19 protein-coding genes are annotated in these 15,929 nt (G+C 65.7%); 9 read left to right on the plus strand and 10 right to left on the minus strand.

The annotated features are described in order from the left end of the window. Window positions 1–21 precede the first annotated feature (21 nt). The 4 genes from AC1DIP_RS13260 to AC1DIP_RS13275 form a co-directional block, all read right to left on the minus strand. Window positions 22–645, minus strand: coding sequence for an energy-coupling factor transporter transmembrane component T family protein (locus AC1DIP_RS13260; RefSeq protein ID WP_477734026.1), 624 nt, complete (start codon window positions 643–645; stop codon window positions 22–24). After that, window positions 642–1,373 (minus strand): energy-coupling factor ABC transporter ATP-binding protein, encoded by a 732-nt coding sequence (locus AC1DIP_RS13265; protein WP_477734027.1) that lies wholly within the window; start codon window positions 1,371–1,373, stop codon window positions 642–644. Before AC1DIP_RS13265 ends, AC1DIP_RS13260 begins: the two co-directional genes overlap by 4 nt. A gap of 3 nt (window positions 1,374–1,376) precedes the next feature. Next, window positions 1,377–2,024, minus strand: coding sequence for a biotin transporter BioY (locus tag AC1DIP_RS13270; protein ID WP_477734028.1), 648 nt, complete (start codon window positions 2,022–2,024; stop codon window positions 1,377–1,379). A 144-nt stretch (window positions 2,025–2,168) separates the two neighbouring features. Next, a complete protein-coding gene (locus AC1DIP_RS13275) occupies window positions 2,169–3,071 on the minus strand; it encodes a hypothetical protein (RefSeq protein ID WP_477734029.1) in 903 nt (300 codons plus the stop codon). Window positions 3,072–3,228: 157 nt separating this feature from the next. Between AC1DIP_RS13275 and AC1DIP_RS13280 the strand changes: the two genes are divergently transcribed. Continuing rightward, window positions 3,229–3,792: a dihydrofolate reductase family protein gene (locus AC1DIP_RS13280; RefSeq protein ID WP_477734030.1), complete on the plus strand. Its 564-nt coding sequence runs from the start codon at window positions 3,229–3,231 to the stop codon at window positions 3,790–3,792. 51 nt (window positions 3,793–3,843) lie between these two features. Here AC1DIP_RS13280 and AC1DIP_RS13285 read toward each other — a convergent pair whose 3' ends face one another. After that, on the minus strand, window positions 3,844–4,044 hold the full coding sequence (locus AC1DIP_RS13285; protein WP_476211032.1) for a three-helix bundle dimerization domain-containing protein: 201 nt from the start codon (window positions 4,042–4,044) through the stop codon (window positions 3,844–3,846). Window positions 4,045–4,195: 151 nt separating this feature from the next. Here AC1DIP_RS13285 and AC1DIP_RS13290 point away from each other — a divergent pair, with 151 nt between their 5' ends. Further along, on the plus strand, window positions 4,196–4,633 hold the full coding sequence (locus tag AC1DIP_RS13290) for a VOC family protein (RefSeq protein ID WP_477734031.1): 438 nt from the start codon (window positions 4,196–4,198) through the stop codon (window positions 4,631–4,633). A gap of 96 nt (window positions 4,634–4,729) precedes the next feature. Then, on the plus strand, window positions 4,730–5,737 hold the full coding sequence (locus tag AC1DIP_RS13295) for a DUF808 domain-containing protein (protein WP_477734032.1): 1,008 nt from the start codon (window positions 4,730–4,732) through the stop codon (window positions 5,735–5,737). A 24-nt stretch (window positions 5,738–5,761) separates the two neighbouring features. Here the strand turns inward: AC1DIP_RS13295 and AC1DIP_RS13300 are convergent, their stop codons facing one another. Continuing rightward, window positions 5,762–6,826 (minus strand): spore photoproduct lyase family protein, encoded by a 1,065-nt coding sequence (locus tag AC1DIP_RS13300; protein WP_477734033.1) that lies wholly within the window; start codon window positions 6,824–6,826, stop codon window positions 5,762–5,764. 207 nt (window positions 6,827–7,033) lie between these two features. Between AC1DIP_RS13300 and AC1DIP_RS13305 the strand changes: the two genes are divergently transcribed. Then, window positions 7,034–8,632 carry an ATP-binding cassette domain-containing protein gene (locus AC1DIP_RS13305; protein WP_476211038.1) on the plus strand — a complete coding sequence of 533 codons (1,599 nt, stop codon included), beginning with the start codon at window positions 7,034–7,036 and terminating at the stop codon, window positions 8,630–8,632. 363 nt (window positions 8,633–8,995) lie between these two features. On the opposite strand, the gene AC1DIP_RS13310 is transcribed toward AC1DIP_RS13305, so the two are convergent. The 3 genes from AC1DIP_RS13310 to AC1DIP_RS13320 are packed head-to-tail and all read right to left on the minus strand — an operon-like array spanning window position 8,996 to window position 10,566. After that, window positions 8,996–9,874 (minus strand): SURF1 family cytochrome oxidase biogenesis protein, encoded by an 879-nt coding sequence (locus AC1DIP_RS13310; RefSeq protein ID WP_476211040.1) that lies wholly within the window; start codon window positions 9,872–9,874, stop codon window positions 8,996–8,998. Beyond that, window positions 9,875–10,138, minus strand: coding sequence for a hypothetical protein (locus tag AC1DIP_RS13315; protein ID WP_476211042.1), 264 nt, complete (start codon window positions 10,136–10,138; stop codon window positions 9,875–9,877). Then, entirely contained in the window at window positions 10,135–10,566 is a 432-nt protein-coding gene (locus tag AC1DIP_RS13320; RefSeq protein ID WP_476211043.1) for a DUF3099 domain-containing protein, read from the minus strand. The genes AC1DIP_RS13315 and AC1DIP_RS13320 overlap by 4 nt, the downstream gene beginning before the upstream one ends. Window positions 10,567–10,719: 153 nt before the next feature. Between AC1DIP_RS13320 and AC1DIP_RS13325 the strand changes: the two genes are divergently transcribed. Together AC1DIP_RS13325 and AC1DIP_RS13330 are read left to right on the plus strand one after the other, a co-directional pair. After that, the gene (locus AC1DIP_RS13325) at window positions 10,720–11,445 is read left to right on the plus strand and encodes a beta-ketoacyl-ACP reductase (protein ID WP_477734034.1); all 726 of its coding nucleotides are present in this window, start codon (window positions 10,720–10,722) and stop codon (window positions 11,443–11,445) included. Between the two features lie 140 nt (window positions 11,446–11,585). Continuing rightward, window positions 11,586–12,338: an SDR family oxidoreductase gene (locus AC1DIP_RS13330; RefSeq protein WP_477734035.1), complete on the plus strand. Its 753-nt coding sequence runs from the start codon at window positions 11,586–11,588 to the stop codon at window positions 12,336–12,338. Between the two features lie 70 nt (window positions 12,339–12,408). Here the strand turns inward: AC1DIP_RS13330 and serB are convergent, their stop codons facing one another. Continuing rightward, a complete protein-coding gene (gene serB, locus AC1DIP_RS13335) occupies window positions 12,409–13,302 on the minus strand; it encodes a phosphoserine phosphatase SerB (RefSeq protein ID WP_476211049.1) in 894 nt (297 codons plus the stop codon). 125 nt (window positions 13,303–13,427) lie between these two features. Here serB and AC1DIP_RS13340 point away from each other — a divergent pair, with 125 nt between their 5' ends. The 3 genes from AC1DIP_RS13340 to AC1DIP_RS13350 are packed head-to-tail and all read left to right on the plus strand — an operon-like array spanning window position 13,428 to window position 15,836. Continuing rightward, the gene (locus AC1DIP_RS13340; RefSeq protein WP_141181567.1) at window positions 13,428–14,213 is read left to right on the plus strand and encodes an ABC transporter ATP-binding protein; all 786 of its coding nucleotides are present in this window, start codon (window positions 13,428–13,430) and stop codon (window positions 14,211–14,213) included. Window positions 14,214–14,233: 20 nt separating this feature from the next. Continuing rightward, window positions 14,234–15,019: a TSUP family transporter gene (locus AC1DIP_RS13345; protein ID WP_476211051.1), complete on the plus strand. Its 786-nt coding sequence runs from the start codon at window positions 14,234–14,236 to the stop codon at window positions 15,017–15,019. Between the two features lie 7 nt (window positions 15,020–15,026). Beyond that, entirely contained in the window at window positions 15,027–15,836 is an 810-nt protein-coding gene (locus AC1DIP_RS13350) for a TrmH family RNA methyltransferase (RefSeq protein WP_476211053.1), read from the plus strand. The last annotated feature ends 93 nt before the right edge of the window (window positions 15,837–15,929 follow it).

The raw sequence follows: 15,929 nt of genomic DNA on the forward strand, positions 1-15,929 counted from the left end.
GCCGCCTGGCGTCCGGGCCGGTCAGTCTTCCGCTTCGCCCAAGCCGCGGGCGGCCAGCGCCTCACCTGTTTGGCGGGCGTAGGCCACGGACGTGATGAAGACCGGCAGGACCAGCGCACGGGGGTTGCGCTCCAGTCCCCGGGCCTTGGCGGAGTCGCGCACGTCAGCGAAGGTGCCCGCGATGAAGGGAATGCTGCGGAACATGATGCCGATGGTCAGGGCGAAGCGTTCGGGATCGGCGCCAAACCTTTTGAAGGGGCGCGCCAGGTGGACCACGCCGTCCAGGAGCCGCTGGATCGGCGTGGTGGCGGTGAGCAGGGATGCCGCCACGACGCAGACCAGGATGTTCAGCACGATCCGGCCCGCTGTGGGTCCGCCAAGCTGCCACCACTGGAAGAGACCAATGACCAGGAGCACGGGGGCCAGTGGGCGGACGGCGTGCCACAGCCGCTTGGCCCCCGCGCCCGTGGCGAGGAACAGGCCGCAGAGCAGGGCCAGGATCACCCCGGAGATGCGCCAGTCCACGATGAGGAAGGAAAGCAGGCCACAGCCGATGACCAGGAGGAACTTGAGCGCCAGCGGTGCCCGGTGTACCAGTGAGGTCCCGGGCACGTAGTTGGCCAGGAGGAAGCCGTGGCCCCTCATGTGGAATCCCGCCTTGTGGCGTCAAGGCCCTGGAGGCACCATGCGCGGTAGGCTGCCACGGCGTCCGCCGGGGCGCCGTCGAAGGCCACGCGGCCCTGGTCGATGACCAGGACCCGGTCCATGTCCAAGGCCAGGTCAAGGTCGTGGGTGGACATAATGATTTGCTGGTCCAAGTGCGCCAGCGTCCTGCGGAGCAGCTCGCGGTTGCGCAGGTCCAGGAGGGTGGAGGGCTCGTCCAGCACCAGCACCCGGGGGTTCACTGCCAGCACGGCGGCGAGCGCCATCAGCTGCCGCTCACCGCCGGACAGTTCATAGATGCTTTGGTCCGCCAGGTGCAGCAGGCCCAGGCGTTCGAGGGCTTTGTCTGCCAGCCGCTGACGCTCCGCACCGTTCTTTGTTGAGCGGCGCAGGGACAATTCCACGTCTTCCCGGCCGGTGGGCATCACCAGCTGGGACAGGGGATCCGTGAAGACGAACCCCACGTTGCGCCTGACCTTCCGGACGGCACCCACTGTGTCGTCGCCGTCGACCGTGACGGTGCCGCTGGAGGGCTGGATGAGTCCGTTGATCAGGCGCAGCAGCGTGGATTTGCCCGATCCGTTGGCGCCGATGACGCCCACCCGGGCTTCGTCCAGCCTGAGGCTCACCGCGTCCAGCAGGACCTTGGGCTGCGGGGAGTTCTCGCTTTCGACGGCGACACCCACGTGGTCAAACGTTACTGCCGGCATGCGTTATCCCTGGGCACTTTGGGCGGGCTGGGTGCGGCGGCGGACGCGGCGGACCAGGACGTCGGGGAAGGCCCGGTGGAGGGCGACGGCGACGGCGGCGGCAAGGAGGTTCTTGATGATGTCCCCCGGATAGAATATGAGGTCGCCGAGGAAGGCCTGCTCCAGGGTGGCCTTGGAGTTCAGGGCAATTCCCAGGACGCCCAGCGTGTGCACGAAGATCACGCTCGTGACCGTTGCGGCCAGGAAGAACCACAGGGCGCGGGCCTTCGTGGTGCGCCGGATGACCACCGTGGCCAGCCAACCCACCACCGCGGCGGCGATGGGGAAGGCGATGATGTAGCCGGCCGAGGGCCCGGCAAGGATGGCCAGGCCGCTGCGGCCCTGGCTGAAGATGGGCAGGCCGGCCAGGCCCAGGAGAGTGTAAAGTCCGACGGCGGCGAATCCGCGGGCGGGGCCCAGCACCAGGCCGGTGAGCATCACGGCCAGGGTCTGGAAGGTGATGGGGACGCCGAAGCCGTTCAGGGCCAGTCCCGGCACCAGGGCTGCGCCGGCAACGAGGGCGGCGAAGACGGCGATCAGTCCCAGGTCGGTGCCGTTCCAGCGGCGGCGGCCGGTTTGGCCGGATTTCGTGGTGATGTCAGTGCTGCTCATGGCGGTCCTGTCGGGGTTGTACAAGCGGAATCTAATGTACAGCCGACGCTACCGGGGCGGAACGGGGACGATTTTGTAGGGGTCCTACTAAGGGCGGGTGTGGGTGCTTTCGGGTAGGCACAAAGGGGGGGGGGGCGCGCCGCGTTATCCGTCCGTTGTGATGGAGCTCAGCACGGCCTGGAGGCCTGGACTGATGTGCACCGTGAGTGTGCCGTCGTCGCGCACGTAGGTAAGTTGCTCGTAGCCCGTGCCGTTCCACCAGTAGACGTGCGGGCTCACCGACCCGGCCGCATCCGCGTAGCCCAGCATGGTGAAGCGGGCCATTCCGTTAAGCACAGGGATGACGGTGGCATCCTCAATGATGTGCCAGACAACTTGGTGCCTGTTCGGGAGGCTCATCAGCCACCCAAAGTCTTTTGCCGCGCACTTGCCCGTGAGTTCTGTGGCCAAACCGGGGAGAAGCAGGGCGCGGCTTGCTGTGTATACAGATTCACCCAGGAGGGCATTGAAGGCGCCTCCTCCGGGCGCGGGGAGGGTTTCGAGTTGTTCGGTTTCCAGGTTGCGGAGGTTTTCGATGCCCTGCCTTTGCAGGGCTTCCCATCCACCGAACCTGTTGGCGTTGTCGTGATTGAAGACTGCAACGGTGTCTGGAAGGTCCAGGGCGAGCATTTCGACGATGCCTGGCGCGAACTCCCTGTGCGGGTAGCTGTCCAGCCCCGGGATGCTTGCCTCGTCGTAGAGGCGGCCGAAGGTACGGCTCTGGACGTCCTGAGGCGCCAGGACGCCGAACGGATCGGGTGCCTCAAAGCTCGCCAGTACGCGTTCCAGGTGATCGGCGATCAAGCCGCGCCACATGGACTGGGGCTGCTCATAGCAAATGGCCCCGATGTTCCAGAAGCCGAACTCCCGCCCGGAAGCGTCGACGGCATGGCCAGGGTGGATCTGGACTTCGAGACCCGACCCGGCGAAGACTTCGCGGGCGATGACCCGGAACTCGTTGGCCTTGGAATGCGTGAAAAATGTCAGGGCCGAGTCGGGCGTCTCCACCTCCGGCGATTTCCTCTTGAAGATACCCACCGTTGCTCGCTCTCGGGATCCGGGACAGCTGGAAAGGGCCAGTCTACGGATTTTCCGTATTTACAGCGGGCACCGGCAGGGAATCTTGGTCTGTACAGCGACTGCAGACCCGGGGGAGACTGGCGCCATGCGTAAGCTGACCTTCGCCATGAACGTGAGCGTCGATGGCTACATCGCCGCACCCGCCGACGACCTTGGCTGGAGCGTGCCGGGTGACGAGCTGTTCCAGTGGTGGTCCGACCGGGTGGGCGCGACGGGCCTGGCACTGTACGGGCGCAGGCTCTGGGAGACCATGAGCCCGCACTGGCCCACCGCCGACCAGCAGCCTGGCGCGACCCCGGCGGAGATCGAGTTCGCCCAACGCTGGCGGGACATGCCAAAGGTGGTGTTCTCCTCGACCCTCAGCGCCGTCGACTGGAATGCCCGCCTGGTCACCGGCGACGCGATCACCGAGATCACCCGGCTCAAGGCCGAAGACGGCGGCCCGATGGATATAGGGGGAGCCACGCTCGCGGCAGCGGCCATGCGGGCCGGGTTGATCGACGAGTACGTGACCGTCACCCATCCGGTCCTGGTGGGCGGCGGCAAACCCTTCTTCACGGCCCTGGACAACTGGGTGAACCTGGCCCTGGCGGACACACGGGTACTTCCCAATGGTGTAGTCATGGCGAGGTACCAGACCAGGCTCTGAGTTCCCGCGATTAACCAGCAGGGCCGCAACCCATTGATGCCGGAAGCACCCTTACAGCAGTCCACCTTCCAGACGCCTGGTAGCAGCACGTTCCACAAGCATGGGCACCAAGGTCCGCACGGGCCCGGCGTTGAAGGCCGAGTATTCTTCGCAGACGGCGTCCTCGACGTCTCTCCGGGAACAGCAGGGAAACTTGCCCGCAAGCGTGTTGATGACGGATATCAGCGCACGTTGTTCCTCACCGCGGTCCATGCCCACCTCTTCTTCGAAGTCGATCTTTGCTAGTCCATCGAGTATTTAGGACGTCGAGAGAAATGTCCAGTGACGCGGTGCTGCACATTGCTGACTTCAAAAAGAGGGCAGTCCTCGACCGGGACAATCCGGGCTTGGTACCGTGTGGCCCATGCCGATCAAACTAGAGAATGTAGGCATCGCGGTCCGCGACCTGGAAGCCGCCATCGCTTTCTTCACCGACCTCGGGCTCACTGTGCTGGGCCGGCAGACCGTGAGCGGGGAATGGGCCGATACTGCCGTCGGCCTGGACGGCAACCACGCCAGGATCGCCATGCTCCAGACCCCGGACGGAGCCGGCCGCCTCGAACTGTTCGAATACATCCACCCCGACGCGATCGAGACCGAGCCCACCCTGCCCAACGAGATCGGAATGCACCGCGTTGCCTTCTCCGTCGACGACATCGGCCAGGCCCTGGAGATCGCCGCAAGGCACGGCTGCCACCCCCTGCGCGGCGTGGCAACCTATGGGGACGCCTACAAGCTCAGCTACGTCCGGGGACCAAGCGGCATCATCGTGATGCTGGCCGAGGACCTGACAAAGCGCTGAGCCCGCTGGCGGGCTGCAATATACTCCGAACATGCCCATCACGCACCCAGCCCTCAATGCTCAACGCCCTGACCTCGAGACCCTCGGGGGCCGTCTGTGAGCGGCGGCCTCGTAGCCCTTCTGGATGACGTGGCGGCCCTGGCCCGCATCGCGGCAGCATCGGTGGATGACGTAGCAGCCGGTGCCGCCAAGGCAGGTGCCAAGGCGGCCGGCGTCGTCATCGACGACGCCGCGGTCACCCCGCAGTACGTCTCAGGTGCGGACCCGTCCCGTGAACTGCCGATGATCAAGAAGATCTTCTGGGGCTCCATCCGTAACAAGCTCCTGATCATCCTGCCCGCCCTGCTGCTCATCAGCGCCTTCATCCCCTGGATCATTCCGTTCATTCTCATGCTCGGCGGCACCTACCTCTGCTACGAGGGGGCCGAGAAGGTCTGGCACAAGCTCCGCGGCGGCCATCACGAGGAGGACGAAGCTCCGGCGGTGGAACGCGGGCACGATGCCGAGGCCAAGGTAGTCAAGGGCGCCATCACCACCGACTTCATCCTGTCCTGCGAGATCATGGTCATCTCCATGAACGAGGTGGCCACGGAGTCCATCTGGGTCCGCGCATTCATCCTTGTCCTGGTGGCCTTCGCCATCACGGTGCTCGTGTACGGGGCCGTCGCACTCATCGTCAAGATGGATGACATCGGCGTCCACCTGGCGGGCAAGGAGTCTCCCCGCTCCAAGCGCCTCGGGAGGTTGCTGGTCACCGGAATGCCGGCCGTGCTGGCTACCATCACGTTCGTGGGAACCATCGCCATGCTCTGGGTCGGCGGCCACATCATGCTGCAGGGCGCGCACGACCTCGGCTGGCACGCACCCTATGAACTGGTACACGCGATCGAGCATCCGGTGGCCGGCGTCGCCGTCGTCGGTGGTCTTTTGGCCTGGCTCGTCGACACCCTCTGCTCAACCGTCGTCGGGCTCGCCTGGGGCCTCATTGTCCTGGCGGTGGTGGGCCCGCTTCTGAAGGTGCTGCCGTTCGGCAAGGCAAAAGGCGGGCACAGCGAGCCTGCCGCGCCCGCCACGAACAGTGGGGCCGACGAACACCAGGCCTGACAGCTGCCGCATCCGGTACGCGTCCTAGAACGCGTACCGGATGCGGCAGTACGGCGTGATCTCCTCGATGAGCGCACTCAGCTGCGCCACATAACCAGCCTTCGCCCGCGCCCGGTAGCGGACATTGTTGAACCCGTTGGAGGATGTCTTCGACTCCTGCAGGTCGGGACGCCACAGAACCTGTTCAGCCTGCGGGTGCCAGCCCAGGTTGACTTCGTGCAGCTGCTCGTTGTGGGTCAGGAAGATGACCTCCGCCGCAAGCTGGGCCTTGGCTGCCCGGGTCAACGTCGCGTCGAGCCGGCGGAGAAGTTCTTCCCAGTCGGCCAGCCAGGTGTCGGTGATGATGACGGGGGAGAAGTTCACGTGCACTTCGTAGCCGGCGTCGACGAAGTCATTAATCGCTGCCATCCGTTCCGTCACCGGCGACGTCCGGACGTCAATGAACTTGGCCAGGTCAGCCGGCATCAGGGAGAAGCGGATCCGGGTGTGGCCGCCGTGGTCCCACGCCAGCATCTCCGGATTGACGAACTTGGTGGCGAAGGACAGCTTGGCGTTGGGCAGTTCGCGGAAGAGTCCCACAAGCTCCTGGACGTTGTCGCTGAGAAGCGCGTCCACCGAGCAGTCGCTGTTCTCGCCGATGTCGTACACCCACAGTTCCGGGTCGCACTGGTTGGGCTCCAGTTTTAGCCCCTGGCGGGTGGCGTGCCGCTCAAGGGCCGCAGCGATCTGGCCGATATTGGCGAACACCGTAATTGGATTGCTGTAACCCTTGTGCCGCGGAACGTAGCAGTACGCGCACGCCATCGCGCAGCCGTTCGCCGTGGAAGGCGCAATGAAATCCGCCGAGCGGCCATTCGGTTTGACGGTCAACGACTTTTTGACCCCCAGCACCAGCGCTTCCGTTTTGATCCGGGACCAGCGCGGCACGTTGGTTTCGTCACCATGCAGGTCCGGTATGTTCCAGTGGCTGTCCACCAGTACGACGTCGGCTCCGGGCCAGCGCGCGACAATCTCCCGGCCACGTGGCAGCTCCAGGGCAGCCGGCTGCGCGTAGATACGCCGGATCTGCAGCAGCCGATCAAATTCCATGACCCCATTCTGCTTGAACCTTTGCGGCGCAACCCGCAGTTAAGCCCATGGCCCATCGCCGGGCTGTGGAGTTTCTGCTGTTGAAACTGGCCTGGTCCGCCGGACGGTAGACTGAAGTGTGCCGTTTTCCGGCCACTCTGCCCCAGCGTCCCTTCGCACACAATGCGCGGACCGTGGCGTTCCCTGTTGTGAAAGGCCTTACCTGCTGTGATTACTGTCCAGGATCTTGAACTGCGCGCCGGTGCCCGGCTCCTCATGGACCAGGTGAGCTTCCGCATCGATAAAGGGGACAAGATCGGCCTTGTGGGCCGCAACGGTGCTGGCAAGACCACATTGACCCGCGTCCTCGCGGGCGAAGGGCTCCCAGCCGCCGGCAAGGTGACCCGCAGCGGCGAAATCGGCTACCTGCCCCAGGATCCGAGGACCCCCGACATGGAGCAACTGGCGCGGGACCGCATCCTCTCCGCCCGCGGCCTGGACGTCGTCGTCGGTAAACTGCGCAAGGCGCATGACGAAATGGCGAGCGATGACGCAGACGTCCAGCGCAAGGCCATGAACCGCTACGACCGGCTGGAGTCCGAGTTCCTCGCCGCCGGCGGCTACGCGGCCGAGGCCGAGGCGGCGTCGATCTGTTCCAACCTTGCCCTGCCTGACCGGTTGCTGAACCAGCCGCTCAAGACGCTCTCCGGTGGACAGCGGCGCCGCGTGGAGCTGGCCCGCATCCTGTACTCGGATGCCGAAACCATGCTCCTGGACGAACCGACCAACCACCTCGACGCCGATTCCATCGCCTGGCTGCGTGACTTCCTGAAGAACCACCAAGGCGGCCTGATCGTGATCAGCCACGACACCGACCTGCTTGCAGCCACCGTCAACAAGGTGTTCCTGCTGGACGCAAACCGCGCCCAGATCGACTTCTACAACATGGACTGGAAGCGCTACCTCCTCCAGCGCGAGACTGACGAGCGGGCCCGGAAGCGTGAACGGGCCAACGCCGAAAAGAAGGCGCAGGTCCTCATGGACCAGGCCAACAAGATGCGGGCCAAGGCCACCAAGGCCGTCGCCGCGCAGAACATGGCCAAACGCGCCGAGCGGCTGCTCAGCGGACTGGAAGCTGTCCGTGAGCAGGACCGCGTGGCAGCCCTGCGGTTCCCGGACCCGTCACCCTGCGGCAAGACCCCGCTTACTGCGGACGGGCTCAGCAAGTCCTACGGGTCGCTGGAGATTTTCACGGACGTGGACCTGGCCATCGACCGCGGCTCCAAGGTGGTCATCCTGGGCCTCAACGGTGCCGGCAAGACCACCCTGCTGCGCATGCTCGCCGGCGTGGATGCCCCCGACACCGGCGAGGTCATTCCCGGCCACGGCCTGAAGGTGGGCTACTACGCCCAGGAACACGAGACCCTGGACCACAACCGCACGGTACTGGAAAACATGCGCTCATCCGCGCCGGACATGAAGGACGCCGAGGTCCGCGGCATCCTGGGCTCATTCCTGTTCTCCGGCGACGATGTAGACAAGCCCGCAGGCGTACTCTCCGGCGGTGAGAAGACACGCCTGGCCCTGGCCACCATCGTGGCCTCAAGCGCCAATGTGCTCCTCCTCGACGAGCCCACCAACAACCTCGACCCCGCCAGCCGCGCGGAAATCCTCGGCGCGCTCCGGAACTACACCGGCGCCGTCGTCCTGGTCAGCCACGACGAAGGTGCTGTCGAGGCGCTGAACCCCGAACGGGTCGTCATGCTTCCGGACGGCGTGGAAGACCTCTGGAACGAGGACTACCTGGACCTGATCACCCTGGCCTAGCTGTCCTGAGAGTGAGGGCTGCGTTCGCACCCCCGGCCGCGTGAGCCTCCGGGTGAGTTCAAGACCCCTCACTTCCTGCCCCACGCAGTCGTGGCAGCTGATGAGGTTGTTACTCAGCACGCAAGGCCTTGACCACTCGCAGGCCGCGTGGTTCCACTATCGTTGCCGGGTTCGGCTGGTCAGGTCGGGGTGACCCCTCTGGCGTTCGCGCTGGCTTGCCTGGCACGAGCGCAGCAGCGTGGGTGATTTACGTAGCGTGCGTCAAGGCGACGAACGAGCCAGCACGCGGGAAATCACGCACGTTGCGAAGCGGACGGAAGAACCGCAACTGGCTAAGGGACCGCCGTCGCGCTTCTCCACGTCCTAGTACCCCTGCGCGTCCAGGAGGGCGTCTTCTTCTTCCTCTGCCGTCGCCTTCTTCCGTTTGCGCGGCGGTGCGGGCTGGCGGCGGGCCGCAGGGACAGCGGAGTGGACCGCCCCGTCCAGGACCGTCTCGTCCTGGTCCTCGGCGTCGATGGCTGCGTTACGTGCCTGCTGCCGCGCCGCGTAGCCGAAGCCTACGAACATCAGAACCCCGAATGCGAACCACTGCAGCGAGTAGGACAAGTGCGTCCCCTCGTCAGTGGACGGCTTGGGGAAGGCAACCGGCGTATCCGCCGGCGCCGGCGTCTCCGAGGCCAGCTGGCCGTAGGCGCCCGTGAAGATCGGATAACCCAGCTGCGCGGAGTAGGTGGGAAGGTCGATGGATGCCAGCTGCCCCTCGGGCGCCCCGCGCTGCAGCTCCGGCTCACCATGCTTCAAACGGACGACGGCGGTCACGTCACCGGAGGGCGGGACGGGAACGGAGTCAGGGCTGCCTGGATTCTTGTTGCCGATGGGCAGCCAGCCGCGGTCGATGACCACCGTTTCCCCATTGGCGAGACGGAACGGGACCACCACCTCGTACCCGGGCTGCCCGTTGAGCGGCCGGTTGCGGACAATCCGCTGGCCGGCGGCGTCGTAGGAGCCCTTCAGCTCCACCTGGGTCCACTCTTTGGCGGGGTCAAGCTGGGTGAACTGGTCCCGTGCCTGGGCAAAGGGAATGGGAGCGGCCGAGTAGTTGCTCACGACGCGGTTGATCTCGGCCAGGGTCTCGGCGCGACGGTCCATCTGCCAGCGGCCAAGGAACACGCACGCGGTGGCAAAGACCGCGGCCAGCAGGAGATAGCCCAGCCACTTGCTGGAAAAGAGGAAACGGTACATTCAGATGTCCTGCTCCAGTGAGGCTTCCCCGGGGGCGTCGAGCGGGAGGGTTTCCTTCCAGAGGCCACGCGTCTGCAGGTAGTCCTCCAGCCAGTCCCGGTGGTCGGCGCAGGCCAGCCAGGTCTTGCGGCGCTCGGGGGCATGGATTTTCGGGTTGTTCCAGAGAAGCTGCCAGGATGCCTGGGCCCTGCATGCCTTCCGTGAGCAAACGGCGCCGGCCTCCGAGGCCAGGTCCGATCCTGCCGCGAAATCGAAAATACTCATGATGCCTGCCGCTCCTCCCCGTGCTCCGGGTCCTCGTCCTTCACCAGCTCGCCCTGCAGGACGGCGCTTCCCGGTTCGTCGTCCTCCACCGGGGCTGCAGGGCTTTCCAGCTCGGCCAGCGGCGCGGAGTCCAGCAGCAGGTCACTGGGCGTCTCGGCTTTGTCGCTGCCGTTGGCGATGATCACGGCGATCCAGGGCAGGAACACAGCCCCCGCCACCGCAATGATCTTCAACCAGCCATCCACCACGAATATCAGGATCAGGCACACCATGCGGATGCCCATGGCCAGGGCATACTTGATCATCCGCTGGCGCATATCCTCCGAATGCGCGCCGGCGGCGTCAGTGATGCTGTGGACTTCGCTGTCGCCGGAGAACCGGCCCGGTTCTTCGGGCGCGGAGTGTCCCGCATGGTTTTCAAGGGTCACGGTGAATGATCACGCTCCAAAGGCTTCCCTTAATTCTCGCACCATCGGCAGTGCTGCCCAAACCCGCCGGGAGCCTGCAGCTAAGATCGGAGGCAGCCCAAACCACACCCCGCTACCGCGGCGCAGCCTGCCGCAGAATTCCGGAGCCCTTTTATGACTGAAACAGCTTCCGCACCCCGCAGCGTCCTGGTGACCGGCGGCAACCGCGGTATTGGCCTGGCCATCGCCCAGGCGTTCCTCGCCAACGGTGACAAGGTGGCTGTGACCTACCGCAGCGAAACCCAGCTGCCGGAGGGCATCTTTGGCGTCAAGGCGGACGTTACCGACGAGGCTTCCGTGGACGCCGCCTTCAAGGAAGTGGAAACGGCCCACGGTCCGGTGGAAGTCCTGGTGGCCAACGCCGGCATCACCAAGGACACCCTGTTGCTGCGCATGAGCGAGGATGACTTCACCTCTGTCATTGACACCAACCTGACCGGCGCCTTCCGCGTCATCAAGCGGGCGTCCAAGGGCATGATCCGGCTGCGCAAGGGCCGCGTGGTCCTCATCTCTTCGGTCTCAGGCCTGTACGGCGCCCCCGGACAGATCAACTACTCCGCGTCCAAGGCCGGACTGGTGGGCATCGCCCGCTCGCTCACCCGCGAACTCGGGTCCCGCGGCATTACCGCCAACGTGGTGGCACCAGGGTTCATCAACACGGACATGACCGCCGAGCTCCCCGAGGCCACCCAGAAGGATTACCTGGCCAGCATCCCCGCCGGCCGTTTCGCCGAGGCGGCCGAGGTGGCCAACGTGGTCCGCTGGATCGCCAGCGACGAGGCCGCGTACATCTCCGGTGCGGTTATTCCGGTGGACGGCGGCCTGGGCATGGGCCACTGACCCTTCGGCCTCCGCCGCTGCAGGAAACTAGCCCCGACGTCCTTATTTGTCGAAGTCAGACAAAGGATGTTGGCAACGTCCGCTGGCATGATGGACTGCAGGCCACAACAATTTAGACGTTTCGAACAAAGGAAGCTCGTATGGGACTGCTGGACAACAAGACGGCGATCGTCACCGGATCATCGCGGGGCATTGGCGCCGACGTAGCCAAGATCCTCGCTGCGGAGGGCGCCGCCGTCGTGGTCAACTACCGCCAGAAGGCGCCGCGCGCCAACAAAGTGGTCCAGGGCATCGAAGCTGCCGGTGGCCGCGCCGTCGCCGTCGGGGCGGACCTCACCACCCAGGAAGGCGTGCAGGCCCTGGCCAGCGCCGCCATGGAGAACTTCGGCTCCCTGGACCTCCTGGTCCTCAACGCGTCCGGCGGCATGGAAACCGGGATGGGGGAGGACTATGCGCTCAAGCTGAACCGCGACGCCCAGGTGAACATGCTCAACGCCGCCGTGCCCCTGATGAAGGAAGGCTCCCGCGTGGTCTTCGTGACCAGCCACCAGGCCCACTTCATCGACACCGTCCCCACCATGCCGGCCTACGAGCCGGTGGCCCGCAGCAAGCGAGCCGGCGAGGACGCGCTGCGGGACCTGATCCCCAACCTGGCCGACAAGGGCATCTCCCTGGTGGTGGTCTCCGGGGACATGATCGAAGGGACCGTCACCGCCACGCTCCTGGACCGCTCCACCCCGGGCGCCATCGAGGCCCGCCGCGCGGAGGCCGGCAAGCTGTACTCAGTGGAGGAGTTCGCGCAGGTTGTGGCCGGGATGGCAACGGCCGACGTCGAATCCGGCCACACCGAGTACGCCGGCGGAGCGGACTACTTCGGCAAGAGCGGCCAGTAGCCAGCATTCAGCAAACAAAATGCCCGGTGCGACTGCACCGGGCATTTTGCCGTCATCCGTCAGGGACGCCTCAGACCCCGGCGATGTGACGGACGGCGTCCAGGTAAGGCATGTTCAGGGCGGCGTCGGCCACGGCGCGGACAGCGGGCTTGGCGTTGAAGGCCACGCCGATTCCGGCGGCGCCGAGCATATCCAAATCATTGGCGCCATCGCCCACGGCGATGGTGTGTTCAAGCGCAATGCCCTCGGCCGCAGCCCATTCCCGCAGGTATTTCTCCTTGGCCGCCCTGTCCACCACCGCGCCCAACACCTTGCCGGTCAGCGCGCCGTCGACAATTTCCAGTTCGTTGGCCTGCCAGTAGTCCAGGCCCAAGTCCCCGGCAATAGGTTCCAGAATCTGGTTGAAGCCGCCGGACACCACAGCCACAATGTGGCCAGCCGCTTTGAAGGCGGCCACGAGCTGATCGGCACCTTCGCTGAGCTTCACTTCTTTGCGGACGAAATGGACGACGTCGGCGGGCAGCCCCGCGAGCACGGCCACCCGCGCGTGGAGGCTCTGGGCAAAGTCGAGTTCGCCGCGCATGGCAGCTTCTGTTACGGCCGCCACCTCTTCACGCTTGCCGGCGTACGCGGCCAGGAGTTCGATGACCTCCTGCTGGATCAGGGTGGAGTCCACATCCATGATCAGCAGCTTCCGGGCAGCGGAGCGAAGCCCGCATGGCACCAGGGCGGTGTCGAAACCACCGGTTGCGGCATCCGCCACGGCCCGGCGGAGGGCGTCCAGGCCCGCGGCCGTGGCATCGGGAAGGGCCAGGTCAAGGACCTGGACTCCGAACCGGGTGTCACCGGCGGAGGATTCGGACAGCACTTCCGCGCCGTGTGAGGCAAGGACGGAACGCAGCTGCTCCAGCCCGGCGGGGGTCATATTCAGGCCATAGCTGACCGCAGTCACGTTCGAAGTCATGCCTGCAATCTTAGCCAGCGCGGGTGGGGTGCCCTGAATCCGTTGCGGGCGTGCGCAGCGGAACCCTTCGGGGCCCTTTACACCGGTTATCAGTCGTCCTCTTTTTTGTCCTAGTGTCTATTCCTATGAGTGATGTTCTGGAACTGGACTCCGTCAGCGTTGTCCGAGGTAAAAAGACCCTGCTGGACAAAGTCGACTGGCAGGTCAACGAAGGCGAACGCTGGGTCATCCTGGGACCCAACGGCGCCGGAAAGACCACCCTCCTCCAGATCGCCGCGGCCCGCCTGCACCCCAGCAGCGGCAAGGCCGGAATCCTCGACGAAACGCTGGGCCGTACCGACGTCTTCGAGCTTCGCCCCCGCATCGGGCTTTCCTCGGCTGCACTTGCCACCCAGATCCCGGAGCACGAGAACGTCCTCAACGTCGTGGTCACTGCCGCCTACGGCGTCACCGGCCGCTGGCGGGAAGGCTACGAGCGCGACGACGAACGGCGCGCCTTCCGGCTCCTGAACGACTGGGGCATGGGCCCGCTGCTGAACAGGACGTTCGCCACCCTGTCCGAAGGGGAGCGCAAGCGCGTCCAGATCGCCCGGGCCCTCATGACCGACCCCGAACTGCTGCTGCTGGATGAGCCCGGCGCCGGACTGGACCTGGGCGGCCGCGAGGAACTGGTCCACAAACTGGGCGAGCTGGCCCGTGACGAGTCGGCTCCGGCCATGGTCCTGGTCACGCACCACCTCGAAGAGGTCCCGCCCGGCTTTACGCACGCCATGCTGCTGCGCGACGGCGGCGTAGTGGCTGCCGGACCCATCACCGAGGTCCTGACGGAAGAGCACCTGAGCACCACCTTCGGGCTTCCTTTGGATGTCTCCGAAAACGCGGGACGCTACACCGCCACAGCACGCCGCTAGACAGGGCCTGCGCTACTACCTTGGAACTTTTCAGCAGCATCATTGTGTTCATCGCCGGCCTGTGGGCCGGCACCATCAACGCGGTGGTGGGATCCGGCACCCTGGTCACCTTCCCGGTGCTCATCGCCCTGGGCGTCGCTCCGGTGACCGCCTCCATGAGCAATGCCATGGGCCTGGTGTTCGGAACGGGCGCCGGCGCTTTCGGATACCGACGCGAGCTGGCCGGCCGGGGACGGCAGGTGCTGCGGCTCCTTCCCGCCTCGGTCCTGGGCGGCGTCACCGGCGCCTGGCTCCTGCTGCACCTGCCGGAGAAGGTCTTCCACTACGTCGCCCCGGTCCTCCTGGTCCTTGCACTGCTGATGGTGGTGTTCCAGCCGCGGCTCCAGGACTGGGTGCGCAACCGCGAGGCCAACCCCGAACATGCGGTCCGGGACAAGCGGCACGTGTTCCTCCTGGTGGTCCTGGTCTACCTGGCCGGGGTCTACGGGGGCTACTTCGTCGCGGCGCAGGGAATCCTGCTGGTCGGGATCCTCGGCGTGTTCCTCACAGGCACCATCCAGAACGCCAATGCCATGAAGAACATCCTGGTCCTCGGCGTGAACATGGTGGCTGCCATCTCCTACCTGTTGTTTGCCTTCGACCGCATCAACTGGCTCGTGGTGCTGCTGATCGCCATCAGCTCCACCATCGGCGGCCTGGTTGGTTCGAAGGTGGGCCGGAAGCTTTCGCCGCGGGTCCTGCGCGCCGTGATCTTCAGCCTGGGCATCGTGGCCCTCGCCGTCATGATCGCCAACCTGCTGAAATAATCAGCCGGTGACCTTCCACTACCTCGAATCCGCCGCTGACCCGCGGGTCAGCGATTACACCACCCTGACCGACGTGCACCTGCGCAAGCTCCGGGAACCGGCCGAGGGGATGTACATTGCCGAGTCCTCGCGGGTTCTGCGCCGCGCCCTTGCCGCCGGCCACCAGCCCCGGTCATTCTTCCTCGCGGAGAAGTGGATGGCTGACCTCGAGGACGTCTTCCAGGCCTACCCGGACGTTCCGGCTTTCATAGGCACTGCTGCCCTGTTGGAGGAAATCACCGGGTTCCACCTGCACCGCGGCGCCATGGCGGCCATGCAGCGCCCGGCTCCGGTACCGCTGCCGGACCTCCTCGCCGGGGCGCGCCGCGTGGCTGTGCTGGAGGACATCGTGGACCACACCAACGTGGGCGCCATTTTCCGTTCAGCGGCGGCGCTGGACATCGACGCCGTACTGGTCTCGCCCCGTTGTGGGGACCCGCTGTACCGCCGCAGCGTCCGGGTCAGCATGGGCACCGTGTTCCAGGTTCCCTGGGCCCGCCTGCAGGACTGGCCCGGCGACCTCCAGGTACTCAAGGACCACGGCTTCAGCGTTGCGGCGCTGGAACTGACGCCGGACGCTGAGGACCTCGACGCCGTCGCCTCCCGCAACGTGGACAAGCTCGCCCTGGTGCTTGGCACCGAGGGTGCCGGCATGAGCCCGGAGACTCTCGCCGCCGTAGATCTCGCTGTCAAAATCCCCATGCGCAACGGCGTGGATTCGCTGAACGTTGCGGCTGCCTCGGCCGTCGCCTTCTGGGAGTTGCGCGTCCGCCGCTGACCTGCGGGGGCGCCATATGCCGGGGGATGCGGCTGGTTCGTCAGCCCCATCGTCATCGGCTATGATTGATAGCTGGTTGTACTGCTTTTTCGG

It is taken from the genome of Pseudarthrobacter sp. 05T312, assembly GCF_056396685.1.